Raw genomic sequence first — 18,362 nt, forward strand, 5'->3', positions numbered from 1 at the left:
ATTTTATTATAAAACAATTGATTAAGATGTTCTGTATAAATGGGTGTAAGTGTTCATTGCAACTAAAAAAGGTGGTTTTTGTAATTCAATGCAAAGCGCTTGTTTATTATGAGTCGCTGTTTTTTTAACTTGTTCACACAGTTCTAAATAATTTTTATCTGGTTTCACTTGATTAGCAAGTTTGTTATCTCTTTGCTGGCTTTTGTAATTATTTTTGGTTAACTTATTTTGAAGCAATGTCGACGTTTGTATATTATCAATTTGATTTAAGAGCACTTGTATTCGCTCATCGGTTGCGGCAATTGTGCAAATAGAGTGTGATGTATTGAGTGCGTTTGCTCCATTAATCGCATATTGTAAAGCATCAAATACAAGACCTTGTTGTGCATAGATTCGGCTCATTAAATCAGATGCCATAGAGTAGTTATATGATGATTGATTTTTATTATTTAGAATTTCTCTCGCATATAACTCTGATGCCGTCAGGTTTTGTTGCTGAAATAAACTCTCTGCAAGTAAAAATTTTGTTTCAACTGAACTTGGGTTTTCATTTAAGCTAAATTTTAGCCATTTCTCAGCTTCTAAATATTGTTTTTTTTCTAGAGCTATCACACCTTTAGAATAAGCACTTAATGCTGGTAAGGTACTTTCATTTTTACTCATTTGGTTTTCTTGCATGAGAAACATGGAGCTTGTTATTAAAAAAGTGAGACTTGCAGCTATCGCTAAATAAGTTTTTTTAACCTTTGGTTTTAGCTGGTTTGTAACAGCAACCCATTGATACCCTAAATTTGGTTGCGTTCGTATTAACTCTATTTTAGAAAGTTTTCGGATCTCGCTGATCACTTGAAATAGAGTGTGATCTTGCACATGTTCAGTGTGCCAAACAGATAAAAAAAGCTCTTTTTTAGAAATGATTTTATGGCGATTTTCAATTAAATAGGCCAATAACAGCGCTGTTTTTGGACGAATGTCATGCTTTATTTGATTCACTGTTAACCGATAGGTTTGACTGTTAAATTGAAATTGGGCAAATTTATACTGTGACATAAACGGGACTTATACTCTTATTTTTATAAAACTTAACAAGTAAGAGGGAAAGCTGCAAGAAAGTAAATGTCTTATATTTTTATAGCTGAAGAATGATTAAATATATAATGCATTTTCTGACAATAAAATCGTCTAAATTCATAAAAAATCAGAATAATACTCAAGACATACTGGTTTATTATTCATATTAAAAATTTGATTATTATGTCATTCCTTTTATTTTCATATTTAACGTATTATTTCTTTACAGTAAAAGTGTTTAAAAATATGATCCTCATATCATTCAAATATTTAAAGTTCTAATGAAAAAACGCAATCTAATATTCTTTACATATGTTCTTTTTGTACTTACTGCTTGTAGTACTACTATACCTGTTCGTAATTATATGGACCAAACGATTCCTCAATATGGTAACTCTGAGGTGAGTTCAACGCTTGTTGAAAGATCTATTATTAAAGGGGCTATTTCTCTAGGCTGGCAAACTAAAATTATTAAAAGTGGCCTTATTGAAGCTACTTTAAATATACGTACTCATCAACTTGTTGTTTTAATTAGCCATGATGAAAAAAACTACTCAATTGAATATAAAGATTCAATTAACTTGAAATATAATGGAAAAAAAATCCATCGTCAGTATGTTAATTGGGTTAATAATTTAATTAATGCTATTAACGCTGAAAATATTAGAGCTTAACGATTGTTAAAAAGCAGCTTTTCAGCTGCTTTTTATGTTAAATAAAATAATTAAAAACGATAACGAATGCCAAACTGTGCTTTCCAAACTGAAGGTATTTTTGCCACAGTAGGTGTCGGTTTAGTAAAGTTATCATAAACATATTGGCCATTTTTGATAGTGACATCGACTACTGGCGCATTAAATGGTTGTACATAAGACTCGGCTCTGCCCCATTCATCATTCAATAAATTACCAATATTTTCGATATCAAAGGTTAACTCTAATTTATGCTCACCTGAAATTTTGATTTCTTGTGCTATGTGTAAGTCAAATCTATGTATCCAGCTACTGGTACATGAGTGACGACGTGAAATAGTGCCTGCAGATAAGCAGTTTGTACCATTAATGTAATCAAAAAAACCTTGTTTATCAAAATCATCGGAATAGGTAACCAGAGGATCACTTTCACCATTTGGAACATAGAGAGATTGTGAGTTATAACCATCCCATGATGCAAAACCAGCAAACCCGCCAAAAGTACCAGAACTTCGCATGGTATGGCTATAATGACGACCTTCTCTACCGTTATACATAAGTGAAATTGTCGTGAGGTTATCGCCAAACAATTCATTACTCCAAGTCAAATTGGCCGCAATAATATGACGGACTTCAAATTCAGAGTTATAAAGTGTTTCAGATTGAAAGTCTGAATCTGCGGGCATCGAATAACCTTCAAAGGCAACAAAGGCATTGCCGGGATTAATTTCAGTAATATCCTGATAGGTATACCCCATGTTTAAATTGAAATTACCAAATTCAGTATAAAAGTTCTTATTGGCATTAAATGACCAAACCTGAGCTTCTCCTTGATCTGTATTAGTAAGGCTTAAATCAAAGGGAGTTGGAGAGTCATAGATAGGTCGACCATCAGGTGCGTTATCGACTTGATGCATATTTAATTCATGATAAATTGCGGCATCTTTTACCCAACTAAACAAAACATCGGCACTGAGCTGCCAGTTATCTCCCAAAAAGCCAAGATCTTGGCGTCGTTCTATGCCTAAATTGACTTTCCAAGTACTGGGTATTTCAAAATTTGGGTCTATGCTATTGGTATCACTATTACCGCCACTAAAACCACCAACAGCTAAAAAATCTAACACTGCTTGTGGCGTGCTTTTACCATCAAAACAATCATCAGCACAGCCTGCAAAAGTTTTTCTTACACCATCATTACCATATGAATTTGATAACCACACATTAGGTGCACCACCACCAAACAACCCAAAACCACCTCGAATAATGGTATTGTCATCATAGGTATAATTAGCACCAAAACGAGGCTCTAATAACTCTAAACCATCGTAATTATTTTGATTACTGTAACCATGACGAGATACAAAATTATTATTTAAGATAGGTTTGTCATCATTGCTATATTTGGTATACCTTAATCCATAAGTAAGGGTTAAATCATCAGTAATAGACCATTCGTCTTGAGCATAAAAGGTTGTTGTACTGTATTCAAATTTATCAACTGCATCATTGGCATTACCTGTTAATGCATTTTGAAAAACATGAAAACCTTTATTATTTTCAAAGTTTTCAATAGTTGCAAATGTTGTCATTCCCAATGAACCAAATACAAAGGTATTCACTATATCGAGCTTTTCGTACTCAATGCCAAAAGTTAAAAAATGTTCATCATTAAAATAATAATCGGCTTTAAACTTTAGCATGTCTCTATCGTTGGATAGTGCGTTGGCATGACGAAATTGATCAGGTCCTATATATAGCTGACCACCATTTGGCGTACCAATTAAAAATTGAGCGAAGTTGGTGCCAAATAAAGGTATTTGTTCTGTATTAACTTCTTTGCGGGCGTATTTAAATTCGGTTGATAAATCATCTGTCCAGTCTGAAAATACTTGCAAACTATAGGCTTTAAGCGATTCATTCATATTATAACGATTAGACTCTGCCGTTGCCCAATTTGCATTAGGAAAGGTTTCAGCCCAAAAGTCACGTACCGTATTACCTTCGTTATCTTGGTATGTGAAAGAAGCGCGATGATCATCATCAATAAACCAATCAAATTTGAGCAATATTTTCTCATCTTCTTCATCAGAAGAGGTATTGTAACCGCCAATATCATAATTCCATACATCTTGTGCAATTTGTGAAATACGATCAAAATCTGCTTGCGTTACGCCTATTTTTTCATTTGGATCTACCACTCCATTTTCATTATCTAAGGTAAATTGATAAGGTTTGGAAGCATCAAACTTTTCATATGACGCAAAAAAGAATAATACGTCTTTAACTAATGGACCACCTAATGTAAATCCATAAATATCTTCAGAAAAGTCACCTATGTTAAGGTCTTCACCTTCACTGTCGTCGCCTACCATGCTGTCGTCTGAACGATAATAAAAAGCTGAGCCATGGAACTCATTGGTACCAGACTTTGTAACGATATTCACATTACCGCCTTGAAAGTCTCCATAACTCACCTCAAATGGCGCAATATTCACGGCAAGCTGTTCAATGGCATCTAAAGAGATAGGTGTACGACGGCCAGGGTAACCATTTTTATTTAAACCAAAATCATCATTTTGTTTAACACCATCTATGGTTAAGCTATTACCCCGTACATTACCCCCTGCAATTGAAAGCGCAGGACCACCGTCGGCAGTTGGGTCAACAACCATACGAGAATCTCGCTGTAAAACTGATTTTAAGTCACGGCTGATAGCTGCTGTATTGTTAATGTCTCCTTCACCAAAATCTGTGCTGGGTCCTTTTCGATAAGCGCCTGCCATCGAAAGTTGACCACTTACTTCTATACGTTCAATTTTTTGTACCGCAGAGGCTGTCAAACTCACCTTAGATACTTGACCAAGTTGTAAAAATAAATCTTCAATATTATTAAACTTTAACTCAGTGCCACCTGTAATTCGCACTGTATAAGGGCCGCCTACAGGTAAACCTTTAGTTTGAAATACACCACCTTGGGTTGTAGTAAGGGTTTTGGTTTTACCTGTAGGTTGATGTGTTACTACAACGGTAACATTTGCCAGCGCATTGCCTGTCACATCTAAAACTTGGCCCCTGATTGCCGATGATGTATCTGATGCTATGACTGGTAGCTGAGTGAGTAACATAGATGATGCAATGATTGCAGCTGCAATTTTATTGACTCGCATGTTTGTATCCCCTTTGTTGTCTAATTTTATTGATATTATTTTTTAATCTGGCACATGTGTCAGTAATGGTTAAAATAACACCATTGTAAATTTAGGCAATTATTGCGCATAAAACAAAGAACTTAGTACAAAAACTACACGCTTAGCTTAGATGTATTTTGTAATACTGATTAATTGTTCCGTGATTTTGATTTTTTTTAATTTATACAATTGAATACATTGATATTTAAATATTAATTAGGTACAAAGGCTGTCTTGTTTTTATACCTAAATATATTGATAAATAATGAAAAAAATAAAAGTACAGATGAGATATATACAAGCTGGTTTGGCGACTTTATTTTTGGCTGCAAGTTTCTTTTCCCAAGCTAACTATGTACAAAAAAATATCACAATTGATAATGCTGAAAGCTGTTTTAAAGGATCTTTTGAAACACATGAACTTTGGGTTAACTTTTTAACTGAACAAAGTCTAAAAACAAAAAAATTATTTAACAAAGAGCGCTTTGTTAAAAATATGCCAAAAGAAAAGTTTGATTATGTCAAAAACAACCTTGAATGTATTAATTTTACTTACCAAGTGGATGGTTTAACGATAGAAGGTTATTACTTAAAACCTAGAAATTCATTTAATAAAAAACTGCCTGTTCTTATATATAATCGGGGAGGTAATGGTGAATATGGTTATGTTAAATTTTATAGCAAAATAGATTTTATTGCTGATATTGCAAAACAAGGTTTTATTGTTATCGGCAGTCAATATCGGGGGAGTTCAAAGTATATAAAAAATAATGGTAAAGATGAATTTGGTGGCGCTGATATCAATGATGTTTTAGCCTTAATGCAATTAATTAGACATATTCCCGATGCGGATATAAATCGCATTGGCATGATGGGCAAAAGTAGAGGCGGCATGCAAACTTTTATTGCAGCAAAATCACTACCAAATATCAAAGCCATTGCTATAGTTGCCGGTAATAATGATGAAGAAATGGCGCTTAAAAGACGCCCAAAAATGGAAAGAGTATTAAATTATAGAGTGCCAAACTTTAAAAACAATAGAGCTGAAGCTCTATATAAACGCTCAGCAATAAAATGGTTAGATAAACTACCGCAAGGTGCGCCAATTTTATTATTACATGGTGATAATGATAAAAGAGTCCATGTTGAACAGGCAATTCAAATGGCTGCTGCATTAAAGAATAGAAGTCATGAACATAAATTAGTTGTGTACCCTGAAGGTAATCATGGTTTGTGGAAATATCGCAAAGAAGTAAATCAAGAATTAACAAGTTGGTTTAAAAAATACTTATAAAGAAAAAGGCGCTGTTAAAGCGCCTATTTTTTTGGGTGAGGTATCTATATGAGCTACGGACAACCTCCTACAAAAGAAGCAATTTCATTGCCATTTCCATCGTATAAATGCCATATACAGCCTTCACCAGATGGACCACCTCCTACAGTACCGCTATCCTTAAATTCGATGTTATATCCGACAGCGACTGCTTTTGAATTTTCTATGTCATCAGGAGTAGAATACACTCTTGCTAAAAACTTTTTGTTCAAGAGTTTAATTATGCACGATGAGAGTTTTAATGTGTTTAGGCTATTTTTAGAACTAAGAATAATATTTAAAGATATATTATCAAAATATGTCATATGGCGACTTGATTCGAGGTGTAAAATGTTATTTTTAATTTTTACCTCATAGCTTACTTGATTCTTTTTTGTCCCAGGGTATGAGTGAATTATTACTCTATTTTCTGGTACATAATTCCAAGTACCTCCTAAGCCAAAATCACCAACACCGACACTAAAATTAGCAGCTGTAAAAACGCTTCTTTCAAAAAAAGCATCACCATGTTGAATATAAAAATCTTGTGCTTTTATGGTTACGGCAGAGAGTGTATTAGCATTAAATGCTTGCTCTACAGTTTTACTTACATTTGATTTAGAACACGGTACAGCTGACGTGATTTGATCTTGACTTGATGGAGTAGGTATATCTTTACTGAGTGTATTTGATAAGGCATCTATTGTTTTATATGTTTTTAATACTTTAGCTGCCAAAGCTTTTATCTCTTGTGGCAATGTAATATCTTTTATCGTTAAGGTGAAGTAGGCATGTTCACCCCCTTGTCCAGTGTGTCCAACTCTAAAGCCAAAGGTTTCACCTGTTGTATTATCAATAATGGCAACTGAATTACTTGCGCTATAGCAGTGAGTACCTTCAGGGCCATTAAAATCGTTATAACATTGATAGTCAGGTTCTAATTTTATTTTGGCTAAAGACTTGGCACTCGAATAATTACAGTTGTCACAAATAAGGGCTTTGTAATCACTGGCAAATGATCCGGTAGATATTAACAATGTTGATAAAAGCGTGATTAATCGTAACTTCATTATAAATTCCTTTTTAAAAACATAATATATAACGATATGCAGTAGCTTTACATGGTACGTTTTAATGGTTTATCTACAATTTTAATTATTAAATTATCTGGAAATATCACTGCAATAAATAGAGCTAAATGACAGGGAAGTTCATAGTATTGAGATGCGTCAATTTACATTTATCTTATTCAGTATATTTCGTGAGTAGTTATATCCAAGGAGTTAGCATTGCCGTGTTCTAACGGTTAAATAACAGGCACTTAGTGGGCATTGTTTTCTAAAACTAGAAAAGAGGCATTGCCAATTATTGATAATGAGTAAAGACAGGCATCTCATTTTAAGGTTTTTAGTAATAAATATTTTAAATGAAACTGTGCTTATAAAAGGCGCTGTTAAAGCGCCTATTTTGGATAGGGAATTTATTTAAATTACCAAGCTGTATCTAAGTCTTTACCAACCTGAGATATGTTTGTTTGTGGTAAAACGATCATTCTAGTTTGGTCTGTTAAAATAATATTGCTAAGACTATAGGGGCCTTTTGTTATGCCTGTTACCTTAAATGGCATAATGAGACTTGCATCTGAATATAAATATTGTGCAATTTCAGCTGTTGCAATGTCTACTTTTTGATTATTAAGGTTGAACCCCTGTAATGTTGCTTTGACTGCAAAACGTCCTTCTTGAGCAATAGATAGAGGCACAGTTACCTTAACATTTGTTTTATTTTTTGCTGCAATATTAATGTCAGATGTAACGACTTTTGCAGTTTCAGCAGTTTGAATAAAAGGCACTTTAATGGTTCGTTTTATTTTATTTGCTAAGTGATCTGTTGTGATATTAAGCTCTACTTGATATAAGCCTTTTACAGCTCCCAGTTGATGTAACTCATCAGAAAACACAATATTTCCCTGGTTATACTTTAATGCGACTTTCTCACCTAATGGGCTGATCAGGTATGCATTCACATCTTTATTACTAAATTGTTTATTTGTGAGCTGAGCATTTAGTTTAAGTTTTGGTTGTAGCTGTTTTTTAATGCTTAGTGGTGAAGTAACCTTTAATTTAAATGCTGAGTTTTTATCTTTTACATGTACGATATATTTATCATCAGCAACTAAAGGTTGTGCATATTTTAAAATTGTTTCAGAAGCTAAAGAAGCATTTTCTACTTTTAGAGCGATGCTGCCATCTTTAAAGCCAGCCAATGCCATATCTTTTTGTGCAGCCAGCTGTACTAATTTTTGTTTAACTGATTTTTGATTATTTACTAATTGAATTTCATTTAGTTCAAGCTCTTGAGGTTTAAATACTTGGCCTTCATCAAACTTTGCTTTAGGTGCTAATTTAACTAAAGTAGACGCATCGCTTAAATATACTTTTATGCCTGCATTAAGCTGGGCTCCTGTTACTTCTTGCCAATATTCATCACTGATATATGTTTTTTGATTAGCTACAGATATATCAGTATTAAAAGTTGTTGGCCACTGGTAAAAAGTTGCTTCACTCGTCTTATTTTGTGCATTAGCAGTGAAAGCCATCGCTAAAGTTAATAAAGTAAATGTTTTTGATAATTTTATTGATATGTTTTTGTTTGAAATTTTCATTATCATCTCCTAAATTCTGTTGCGTACTAAGCTGTCTAAACCAAAACATTTACGTCTACTCTGGTGATGACTTAAAGGCTCTTTTCCATTGGATTTATCTTTATCGTAAAACCATACACTGCCTGCGGCGGCTTGAGAGCTGCAATTTAAGAATCCATCAGAGCAATTATCTAACCAATTTTGAGTTACTTCTAAGGCTACTTGGTATTGATAACCACCACAGTAGCTATCAGTATCCCAAATTGCAGAATCTACATCACTACCGACTACAGCTTCAAATTTAGATTGAAGGGCGGGTCTTCCAGATGTGCCATATAGCCACTCGGTATTGTAAAACTCCATCCAGCTAACTTGTTGTTGTTTTACAGCATCACTGTTATAGCCAAGTAACCAGCCAACACCAGCCTCAAAAGCATTACCTGCAATGGCTGCGTCGGCTAAAGGTGTGCCACCACTTGATGGTGCCAAAGCGACTGTGTGTGTGATTTTGTTTATTATATTAGGATAAAGGCTATTGGAAGTTGGGTTCGATAAAATCCAACGAACTATGTTACCGCCATTAGAGTGAGTTATAAGTTTTAGGTCAGTTATGTTTTGATCTGAAATAAAGTGAGTGAGTGCTGTAGCTAAACAGCCAGAAGCATCCTCATGCCACATAAATTGATCAAAATCACAATTTATAACTGTATATTTTTCTGAATTGGGGATGCCTTTTCTAACTGAATCTATAAACTCCGAGGTCCAATAATCGTTTCGAGCATCGGTTTGTTTTCCTGTGCCGTGAATAAAGGCAAGCCCAGTATTTGCATTTGCTGCCCCTGCTAAGAAGCAAGTTAATAGAAGTGTTGATTTTATTGTTTTTGTCATTGTGTATTCCTGTAAATTAGTTGGGTATTTACTGGTTGGAGGTTCGACCTCCGATCACAATCTATACAAAATCGATCAATAAAACAACGCGAGTTAACCTTTTATTTACAGTTGTTCCTGTAATGCTTGCTGTTGTTTAGCTTTTAACAACAGATGAACGTTGATGTCCAGTCAGTTTTTATAAGAGGTAAAAAAATTTAAAAAACTAAAGTGAAATTCTTTTTTGTGGTTATATTTTTTCTGAGTGTAGGTAAATTAAGGTGCTAAGATTGGTGATCAAAAAATCATGCTGTGTTAATTTTTTAAAGTGAATAAGTGACGACAAATTTAAGAATTTTTTATTAAATGTGTTTATATTTTGGGTGCGTTTAATATTATTTCACTATACTAAAAAGGTTTCATGAAGAAGCTTTAAATGGAATATTATTTAGCTTCGTTTTAGCTTCGTTTTAGCTCACTTGCTAACCCATGTGAGCTTGTTTTTTATTGGATTATTTTATCCAGTTTTCAACATGGTTATATTCTGGATATTTTGTTAGGTATTCCCGAATGCTGTAATAAAAATTCACATCGATATTGAGATCTTCCCAATCACCTGAAAATACTTGTTTAACTAGGCTGTTGTTTGGCATTAAGTAGTCTGCTTTTTGATAACCTCTATCAAGCATGCTTTAAATTTTACTTTATTGAAAAATATATGAATTAAAATATTTTTTTTGCTCTATTTTGATGGATTTAGAAATATATGAAACACTCTTTTTTATGAAATAAAATGAGCCCAGCAGTAATTTATGCTGATGGGCTTTTTAGTTTCGATAAATGAAAATTACTTACAAGCTATTTTACGCCATGCATTAATTTATTAATCAATGGTGAAATGATAAATAAAAACATACCAGCGCCAGCAAGTAACCAAAAACTAAAGCTAAAGCCATTGATTGCAGAGGCGACAGTCATACCTTTCTCACCACTCATGCTACCGGCTAAAATTCCTGAGAAATTGTTTCCAATGGCTGTGCTTAAAAACCATCCTCCAAAAGCTAAACCTGCCATAGAAGCCGGAACTAATTTACTGATCATAGATAAACCGATAGGTGATAAACATAATTCACCCACAGTATGTAATACATAGCATGCAGCTAAAGGCCAAAGAGGAATTAAATTATTAGAATTAAGTAAGTTTTCTAATGCATATACTAGGATTAAAAACCCTAATCCAGTGCCTAATAGACCTAAAGCAAACTTTCGTGGAATACTAGGTTCAATTTTTTTCTTAGCCATAAAAACCCAAATCATGGATACAATAGGGGCTAAAGCTAAAATCGCGACAGCATTAACAGATTGAAACCAAGCAATTTTAAATTCAAAAACTGCTGTAATATTTCGATCGACGATATTTTGAGCTAAAAAAGTAAAAGAGCTACCGGCTTGTTCAAAAAACATGAAAAAAATTACGTTAAAACCACACATTACTAAACACGCTATCATGCGATCTAAAGCAATTCTTCCATCTTTTTTAGCACCATTAATAAGCATAAAAGCTAAACCGATAAATAAAATAAATAATAACCAAGCGAGTATTTGTGCTCCTGCATAGGCCATTAAAATATATACAGGCCCAATAGATAAAAGAGAACCTGCAATAACATAAACTAAATTTTTAGTTCTGGTTGGTGATTTATCAATTGTGCCTGTGCCTTTAAGTTGCTTACGACCAAAGTAAAACCAAACATAACTAATTAGCATACCAATTCCAGCTGCTGCAAATACTGCTTTATAATTATCCATCATAGGTGTTTGAGTAAGTGTACTGGCAAGCCATTGGGTTATAATGGGAGAAACCATCGCTCCAGCATTTATGCCCATATAAAAAATGCTAAAACCACGATCACGGCGACTATCGTTTTGGTGATAAATCTTACCAACTAGGTTTGAAATATTTGGCTTAAAAAGTCCATTGCCTACAATTATGGTGGCAAGGCCAATCATAAAAAAATTTTGATCTGGTAACATGATCAAAAAGAAACCCGCGGCCATAATGAGTGCGCCAACTAATATCGAATGTTGCGAGCCAATAATTTTGTCTGCTACGTAACCGCCAAAAATTGCACTGCCATAAACAAGCGCTAAATATGCGCCATAGGTATTAGATGCAAAATGTTGCCCTGAAGTATCACCGTTAAAAAACTGTGCAACAATATATAGGGTAAGTGCCCAACGAATACCGTAAAAAGCAAATCTTTCCCAAAATTCTGCCATAAACAACATCCATAACGGTTTTGGATGCCCCCATAAATCTTCATATTTTGAAATACTGTTTATCTGTATTTCTTGTTCAGGAGTTGTACTTATTGATGTCATTTTTTATCTCCATGTATTTGCTTGTTGTTTATTTTTAATATTTATTATTTTTTACGCCTTTATAATAAAAGGGGTGAAATAATCTACTTGAAACTATGGTGAAGCTAGCTAAAAGCTTGAGTGAAGCTTTGGTGAAGGTGTAATTCAAAGATTGTTATTTGGTGAAAAAGCCGTAATTATATAGCCTGAAGCAATAAAGGATGAAAATGAGTGCTGAATAATAACAATAATGTAACTCGGTATATTTTTGAAGATTTGACCTTAGATATTCAAATAGGAATGCTGTTTAGAGATAAAAATAAAATAGCTTTACCTAAATTAAGTTATGATTTACTTGTTGCTTTAGTTGAGTCATCACCAGCATTATTAAGTCAGCAAGAGCTAATGGAAATTGTATGGCCAGATCGCGTCATTGGTGATGAAACACTTAAACAGCGAATAAAATTATTGCGTAAATCTTTATCAGATAATGCAAGTGCGCCTAAGTATATTGAGGCTATTCGGGGAAGAGGTTACCGCTTATTACCAGAAGTTAAGCGAGAATGCATTATAAATAAAGCGCCTTCAGTCATTGTGGATTTATCGGCTAATGATAGATTTCCTGATTTAGCAAATATGCAACTTACTGGTTTATGGCGAAAAATATATAAGATGGGTTTAGTTTCTTTTTTAGTCATAGCATGTTTATTAAGTCTGTATACATACGTTTATTCTTCAAATAAGGAGAATGAATTATTAGTTTCAAGTCGCAAACCTCAAGTAATCATTCAAAAAGATAAAATAATGAATAATATTGCTTTAGATTATTATTTAAAGGGAAAGGATTATTATAAGCGCTATCGCGAAATAGATAATGTGATTGCGATTGAGTTTTTTAACAAGGCAATCATTGAAGACCCTGAGTTGTCTTTGGCCTATGCAGGATTAAGTCAGGCACATAGTCAGCAGTTATTCCAGTTTAACGGTTCATCTGAGGATAAAATAAAAGCAATTGATTATGCTTATCAGGCAATTACTTACGATAACAATTCCGCAGAATCATATAAAGCATTAGGTATTGCCTATTATGTTTCAGGTTGGTTATCCAAGAGTATAGATGCGCATTTAAAAGCATTGGTTTTATCACCATCAAATACTGAAACGGTTTCAAATCTAGGGTTTATTTATAGTGAACAGGGTCAGTTTAAAAAAGCTTTGAAATGGCATCAAAAAGCACTGGAATTAAACTCTAAACATGTTGTCAGTATAGTGCATACAGGTCAAACTTTAGCTGGGTTAGGGCATTACTCTTTAGCTGAAATATGGTATAAAAAAGCAATTGATTTGCAGCCTGATTATATATTAGCCACTTTTCATTTAGGACAACTTCAAATAGAGTTAAAAAACTTTACTCAAGCTAAAAAAACGTATCAATCTGGTTTGAGCTTATACCAGAATCATTCCTTATTGTTAGAAGGGTTAGCGGATAGTTATTTTTATTCGGGGGATATTAAAAAAGGGCAGCAACTATATCAAAAAATCATAAATAATAAGGAGAGTAAAGCAAGCGAAGGCGTTAAAATAATGGCGCTATTATCTGCAGAAAAAGTACCTGAACTACAATTAACTTTATTTATTAAACAGCTTAAAGATGCGTTAAATCAAGGTTCAGATAAAGCGAGTCACAGTTACAATTTGGCTTTATTGTATGCATTTAAAAATCAAGATGTGCTAGCGGTTCGTTATTTAGTTCAAGCTGTGGAGCAAGGTTTTTTTAATATTAGTAGAATTGAGAGTCACCCTCTATTTTCACATTTAAAAGCGTTAAATAATTATAAAAAGCTTATTGCGAATATGAAAAAAAAACAAAGTTTAGAAAATGAAGGTATTGAAAATTTAATGTTTTTTAAATGAGGACCAAAAAAATAAATGAGAAAAACAGATAAAAAATTAGATAATAATATCCGTAAAATATTAAATGAAGTTTGTGAAACTGCTTTATCGCAAGTAGAAGGTTTTATTTGGCTAACTCATCAGGTTAGCTATGATAATTTTCCTGAAACCTTATATATAATGTGTGCCTTTGAATTTAACAATGATCTTGATGAAGCAAAGCGATTAAAAAAAGATAAACTTATATCTGATTTAATTTGTAAAAAGTTAGCTCATATCAATATTAAAATTAAAGCGGACAAACAAGTTGGTTTTGATACACAACAAAATTGCGATAGCCAAAACAATGGCAATTGGCTGCAAAGGCTAAAATTAAAGAGATAAATATGAATCAAAAAGTTTCAAGCGAGACGCAAACTCAAGCGTTGGCTGTTGCAAAAAGTGTAAAAAAGGCTGGCCAAACTAAAGAGCAAACTAAGTTGATTGCCAAAGGAATTGAAAAAGGCATTAGTGAGTATAAAAAACAGCAAAAAATAAAATCTAGAGACAGAGATAAATTAAAAAAACAGCGAGCAAAAGCTAAAAACCTCAATAATATAGAAGATGAAAAACACGAAGAAAAAGCACCGAGTCAATATAACAAACTGCCTTGGATATTGCTTATAATTAGTTGGCTTGGTTTTATTGGTTCTTATTTTAAGTGATTTTAATTGGGATCCTTCTTGCACCAAAAGGGTGTATAAATTCGTTAAAATGTCCACTAAGTAAATTATTACAGTATATGCAATGCCCTGAATTATCTAAATTATATTGATTTATTTGGTACCAGTTTCGTTCAATTAATAAATTTTTACAATGTGGGCAGTAAGTACTGTCAGATTCAGTATCAAAGACATTGCCACAATATACATAATTTAAGCCATAGTTCATTGCAATAGTTCGAGCTTTTTTTAGCGTTATTAGAGGTGTTTTGTCCTTATTTAGCATTTTGAAATCAGGATGAAAGGCACTGAAATGTAAAGGTATATTAGGGCTTAGATTCTCAGAAATCCACTGGCACATTTCGTGTAACTCTTTATCGCTATCATTTTCTCCGGGGATCAGTAAATTTGTAATTTCAAACCAAACCTGTGTTTCTTTGTGTAAATATAACAAGGTATCTAACACAGGTTGTAATTGAGCATGGCAAATTTTGCGATAAAAAGTATCGGTAAAAGCCTTTAAATCTATATTGGCTGCATTTATATGATTAAAAAAATCCCTCCTAGGTTTGTCACATACATATCCTGCACTAACAGCAACGCTGTTTATGTTTTCTTCTTTTGCTTTTATGGCAATATCAATAGCATATTCCATAAAAATAATCGGATCGTTATAAGTAAATGCGATGCTTTGACAGTCATTTTTTAGTGCGGATTGAATAATTTTTTCAGGGCTTGCCCTATTACATAAAGTATCAGTTTTTCGAGATTTACTCATATCCCAATTCTGGCAAAATTGGCAACTTAAATTACAACCTGCTGTACCAAATGACATAACTCTAGAGCCTGGGTAAAAGTGGTTAAAGGGTTTTTTTTCAATAGGATCAATACAAAACCCTGAAGATCGGCCATAGCTTGTAAGTACAATTTCGCCTAAGTGATGCATACGAATAAAGCAAGCCCCTCGTTTGCCTTCTCTTAATTTACAATGTTTTGGACATAGATCACATTGCACCCTCGCATCAGGTAAAGCGTGCCAGTATTTTGTTGGAAAAAAATCAATATCGTCATCATTTTTAGAAAAGTTATCCATCGTAATAATAACCAAATAACATCTATACTGTAATAATAGTCAATCTTGGAGTTATCAATATAATGGAATATAGGAAGCCAGCAGTTGCTGGGAGTTTTTATCCTAAAAATAAAAAAGTGCTAAAATCTGAATTAAAAGCATTTATGGATATAACAAGTCGTGATGGAAATACGCCTAAGGCATTAATTGTTCCGCATGCAGGATATATTTATTCTGGTGCTGTTGCTGCAAGTGCTTTTAAAACTTTGAATTCAGATCTTTCTAAATCTTGTAACAAGCCCAGTAAAATAATTTTGTTAGGACCAAACCATAGAGTGGGTTTATCTGGTTGCGCTATACCTAGTTGTGATGCTTTTATTACGCCTTTAGGTAAAGTGAGTATTAACAAAAAGTTTTGTGATTTATTACTTAAACAAGAACTGGTTACTACAAATGATAAGGTACACCTTTGGGAGCACTCTTTAGAGGTTCAGTTGCCTTTTTTACAGCATTGCTTGAATGACATTGAAATTATACCAATTTTGGTTGGTCAATGTGATACTGCTCTAGTAATAAATATATTAACTTTTTTATTTGAGCAAGATGAGTTTTTAATTGTTGTTAGTTCAGATCTAAGTCATTTTCATCCTAATAATGAAGCGATTAAGTTAGACCAAAATACGATAAATAAAATTTTAAAATTTGATTGTGATATTCAACCAAATCAAGCATGTGGTTGTTTTGCGCTAAATGGTTTTTTAGAGTTTAGTAAGAGGCAAAACTGGCAAATTGAACTCGCTAATAAAGCCAACTCATCGATAGTGAATAGTATCAGCAATGAGGTGGTTGGTTATGCAAGCTTTATCTTGTATTGAATTGACACAAGGCGATAAAAATTTACTTTGTGACTTAGTGCGCCAGACATTAGATTTAGCAATATATCAGGCGCATTTTAAACCTTTAAAAACACCTGTTTCTAAATTATTACAACAAAAAGCTGCTACTTTTGTGACTTTATATTCAAATGATGAACTCAGAGGATGCATCGGTACTTATTGTGCCGACACTGCTTTATGGAAAGATGTATGCGACCATACATATAGCAGTGCTTGTGAAGATTCTCGCTTTTTGCCTTTAACAGAAAAAGAACTCAAAAATGTTAGCTTTAATATTTCAATTTTATCTGAATTAGTTGAACTTAATAATTTAGGTGAGACTCAGTTATTACAAGATTTAAGAATTAATATTGATGGGTTAATGTTGCAATATAAAGAAAAAAGAGCAATATTTTTGCCTTCAGTTTGGCAACAGTTAGCAACAGAAAAAGAATTTGTATCAGCCCTAAAGCGTAAAGGTGGCTGGCCTACAACCTATTGGAGTGATGAGCTCAAAATTTTTACTTTTCAAACTTTGAATATTGAAGCTGATTATTTAGAATGATTTCACATTTTATGGAATGGATATTTTTTAAGGTAAAGCCTGAAAGATACACAGGCCTTAAAACTCATGCATTAACTATTTTGTAAATACTGATAAAGTTCAGGTAATAATGCTTGTGCTTCTATACCGTCAGCAGTTACCCATATACTTTCACTATAATGCTCAAAATTTAGATTAAACCTTTGGTCTTTAAAAATAAACCTCATTAAATGCCTATCGGCACCTAATTCAAATTCATGTTTTGAAAAAAGATCATGATGTAAAAATATACTTGCCCATAATTCAAACTCATCGTCTAAGGGAGGAAGTTCGCTTAGTATTAATAATATTTGATGATCTGTATCAAATTCAATTTTTGTCATTTAGCGCCTTTAGTGAATAAAAAATTATAAGACAGTTATTTTATTAAATTAACCTTATAACTCTCAGATTTTGTTAATAGTTCAATTTTTTGCGCTAACGCAAAGTTTTTTTAAGTTTTATATTCTACACTATTAATAATCATATTAATTAAGTACTCATGAACACTTAATCGTTAATTAAGTTATTTCTCACTAGGCAAAATTAATATGATTAAAACAATTAAATTAAGCAATGTGAGTAAGTAAAATGATAAAAAAAATATTATTAGTTTCAGGGTTAGCATTAACAGCAATAAATGTTCAGGCTGCTGATATCGCAGCTGGAAAAGCAAAAGCAGGTATGTGTGCTGGTTGTCACGGCCCCGCAGGAATTAGTTTTGCACCAAACTACCCTAATTTAGCAGGCCAGAAAGCACCTTATTTAGTTAAGCAAATGAAAGATTTTAAATCTGGTAAGCGAAATGATGTGATGATGAGTCCTATGGCAAAACCATTAAGTGATACCGATATAGAAAATATTGCAGCTTATTTTGCGAGTCTGAAATAACAATATATAACTTAATCACTTAAATTTTTTTAGTAATTAAGTTATTAAAGTGGGTTGTTTCACTAAACCCACTTTTAGCTAAATAACATTGGATTGTAATTCATGCTGTCCATTTCAGTTTTTAGCTAAATAGTCTTGGATTGTAGTTAAGAATTCATGTCCATATTTGGTTCATTTGGTGAAACCTACTCCGGAGACTTTCAAAAACT

The 18,362-nt window shown here is 33.1% G+C and carries 17 protein-coding genes; 8 read left to right on the forward strand and 9 right to left on the reverse strand.

Annotated elements, in window-relative coordinates; genetic code table 11:
- Positions 1-21: 21 nt before the first annotated feature.
- A complete protein-coding gene (locus BM088_RS08125) occupies positions 22-1,050 on the reverse strand; it encodes a winged helix-turn-helix domain-containing protein (RefSeq protein ID WP_091982605.1) in 1,029 nt (342 codons plus the stop codon).
- Positions 1,051-1,352: 302 nt separating this feature from the next.
- On the opposite strand from BM088_RS08125, the gene BM088_RS08130 reads away from it, so the two are divergent.
- The gene (locus BM088_RS08130; RefSeq protein WP_091982607.1) at positions 1,353-1,745 is read left to right on the forward strand and encodes a hypothetical protein; all 393 of its coding nucleotides are present in this window, start codon (positions 1,353-1,355) and stop codon (positions 1,743-1,745) included.
- Positions 1,746-1,795: 50 nt separating this feature from the next.
- Here the strand turns inward: BM088_RS08130 and BM088_RS08135 are convergent, their stop codons facing one another.
- Positions 1,796-4,933, reverse strand: a complete 3,138-nt coding sequence (locus tag BM088_RS08135; protein ID WP_091982609.1) for a TonB-dependent receptor — start codon at positions 4,931-4,933, stop codon at positions 1,796-1,798.
- Positions 4,934-5,219: 286 nt separating this feature from the next.
- Here BM088_RS08135 and BM088_RS08140 point away from each other — a divergent pair, with 286 nt between their 5' ends.
- Positions 5,220-6,248 (forward strand): alpha/beta hydrolase family protein, encoded by a 1,029-nt coding sequence (locus BM088_RS08140; RefSeq protein WP_091982612.1) that lies wholly within the window; start codon positions 5,220-5,222, stop codon positions 6,246-6,248.
- Positions 6,249-6,301: 53 nt separating this feature from the next.
- Here BM088_RS08140 and BM088_RS08145 read toward each other — a convergent pair whose 3' ends face one another.
- From BM088_RS08145 to BM088_RS08160, 5 genes are all read right to left on the reverse strand, one after another.
- The gene (locus tag BM088_RS08145) at positions 6,302-7,336 is read right to left on the reverse strand and encodes a hypothetical protein (protein WP_091982613.1); all 1,035 of its coding nucleotides are present in this window, start codon (positions 7,334-7,336) and stop codon (positions 6,302-6,304) included.
- Between the two features lie 419 nt (positions 7,337-7,755).
- Positions 7,756-8,931 (reverse strand): DUF4785 domain-containing protein, encoded by a 1,176-nt coding sequence (locus BM088_RS08150; protein WP_091982616.1) that lies wholly within the window; start codon positions 8,929-8,931, stop codon positions 7,756-7,758.
- A gap of 9 nt (positions 8,932-8,940) precedes the next feature.
- Positions 8,941-9,798 (reverse strand): hypothetical protein, encoded by an 858-nt coding sequence (locus BM088_RS08155; RefSeq protein ID WP_091982618.1) that lies wholly within the window; start codon positions 9,796-9,798, stop codon positions 8,941-8,943.
- A gap of 491 nt (positions 9,799-10,289) precedes the next feature.
- Positions 10,290-10,466, reverse strand: a complete 177-nt coding sequence (locus BM088_RS27165; protein ID WP_177207983.1) for a hypothetical protein — start codon at positions 10,464-10,466, stop codon at positions 10,290-10,292.
- Between the two features lie 169 nt (positions 10,467-10,635).
- Complete coding sequence (locus tag BM088_RS08160; RefSeq protein ID WP_091982620.1) at positions 10,636-12,159, reverse strand: peptide MFS transporter; 1,524 nt, start codon at positions 12,157-12,159, stop codon at positions 10,636-10,638.
- A gap of 210 nt (positions 12,160-12,369) precedes the next feature.
- Between BM088_RS08160 and BM088_RS08165 the strand changes: the two genes are divergently transcribed.
- The 3 genes from BM088_RS08165 to BM088_RS08175 are packed head-to-tail and all read left to right on the forward strand — an operon-like array spanning position 12,370 to position 14,735.
- Positions 12,370-14,052: a winged helix-turn-helix domain-containing protein gene (locus tag BM088_RS08165; RefSeq protein ID WP_091982622.1), complete on the forward strand. Its 1,683-nt coding sequence runs from the start codon at positions 12,370-12,372 to the stop codon at positions 14,050-14,052.
- A gap of 15 nt (positions 14,053-14,067) precedes the next feature.
- On the forward strand, positions 14,068-14,415 hold the full coding sequence (locus tag BM088_RS08170; protein ID WP_091982624.1) for a hypothetical protein: 348 nt from the start codon (positions 14,068-14,070) through the stop codon (positions 14,413-14,415).
- Positions 14,416-14,417: 2 nt separating this feature from the next.
- Complete coding sequence (locus BM088_RS08175; protein WP_091982626.1) at positions 14,418-14,735, forward strand: DUF2956 domain-containing protein; 318 nt, start codon at positions 14,418-14,420, stop codon at positions 14,733-14,735.
- Here BM088_RS08175 and amrS read toward each other — a convergent pair.
- The gene (gene amrS, locus BM088_RS08180) at positions 14,728-15,825 is read right to left on the reverse strand and encodes an AmmeMemoRadiSam system radical SAM enzyme (RefSeq protein WP_091982628.1); all 1,098 of its coding nucleotides are present in this window, start codon (positions 15,823-15,825) and stop codon (positions 14,728-14,730) included. The genes BM088_RS08175 and amrS overlap by 8 nt on opposite strands.
- 62 nt (positions 15,826-15,887) lie before the next feature.
- Between amrS and amrB the strand changes: the two genes are divergently transcribed.
- Positions 15,888-16,679: an AmmeMemoRadiSam system protein B gene (gene amrB / locus BM088_RS08185; RefSeq protein ID WP_091982630.1), complete on the forward strand. Its 792-nt coding sequence runs from the start codon at positions 15,888-15,890 to the stop codon at positions 16,677-16,679.
- Complete coding sequence (amrA, locus tag BM088_RS08190) at positions 16,657-17,244, forward strand: AmmeMemoRadiSam system protein A (RefSeq protein WP_177207984.1); 588 nt, start codon at positions 16,657-16,659, stop codon at positions 17,242-17,244. The genes amrB and amrA overlap by 23 nt, the downstream gene beginning before the upstream one ends.
- 71 nt (positions 17,245-17,315) lie before the next feature.
- Here amrA and BM088_RS08195 read toward each other — a convergent pair whose 3' ends face one another.
- Complete coding sequence (locus BM088_RS08195; protein WP_091982633.1) at positions 17,316-17,606, reverse strand: DUF3630 family protein; 291 nt, start codon at positions 17,604-17,606, stop codon at positions 17,316-17,318.
- A 247-nt stretch (positions 17,607-17,853) separates the two neighbouring features.
- On the opposite strand from BM088_RS08195, the gene BM088_RS08200 reads away from it, so the two are divergent.
- The gene (locus BM088_RS08200) at positions 17,854-18,153 is read left to right on the forward strand and encodes a c-type cytochrome (protein WP_091982635.1); all 300 of its coding nucleotides are present in this window, start codon (positions 17,854-17,856) and stop codon (positions 18,151-18,153) included.
- Positions 18,154-18,362 lie beyond the last annotated feature (209 nt).

The sequence above is a fragment of the Pseudoalteromonas denitrificans DSM 6059 genome (assembly GCF_900112265.1).
Classification (GTDB): domain Bacteria; phylum Pseudomonadota; class Gammaproteobacteria; order Enterobacterales; family Alteromonadaceae; genus Pseudoalteromonas; species Pseudoalteromonas denitrificans.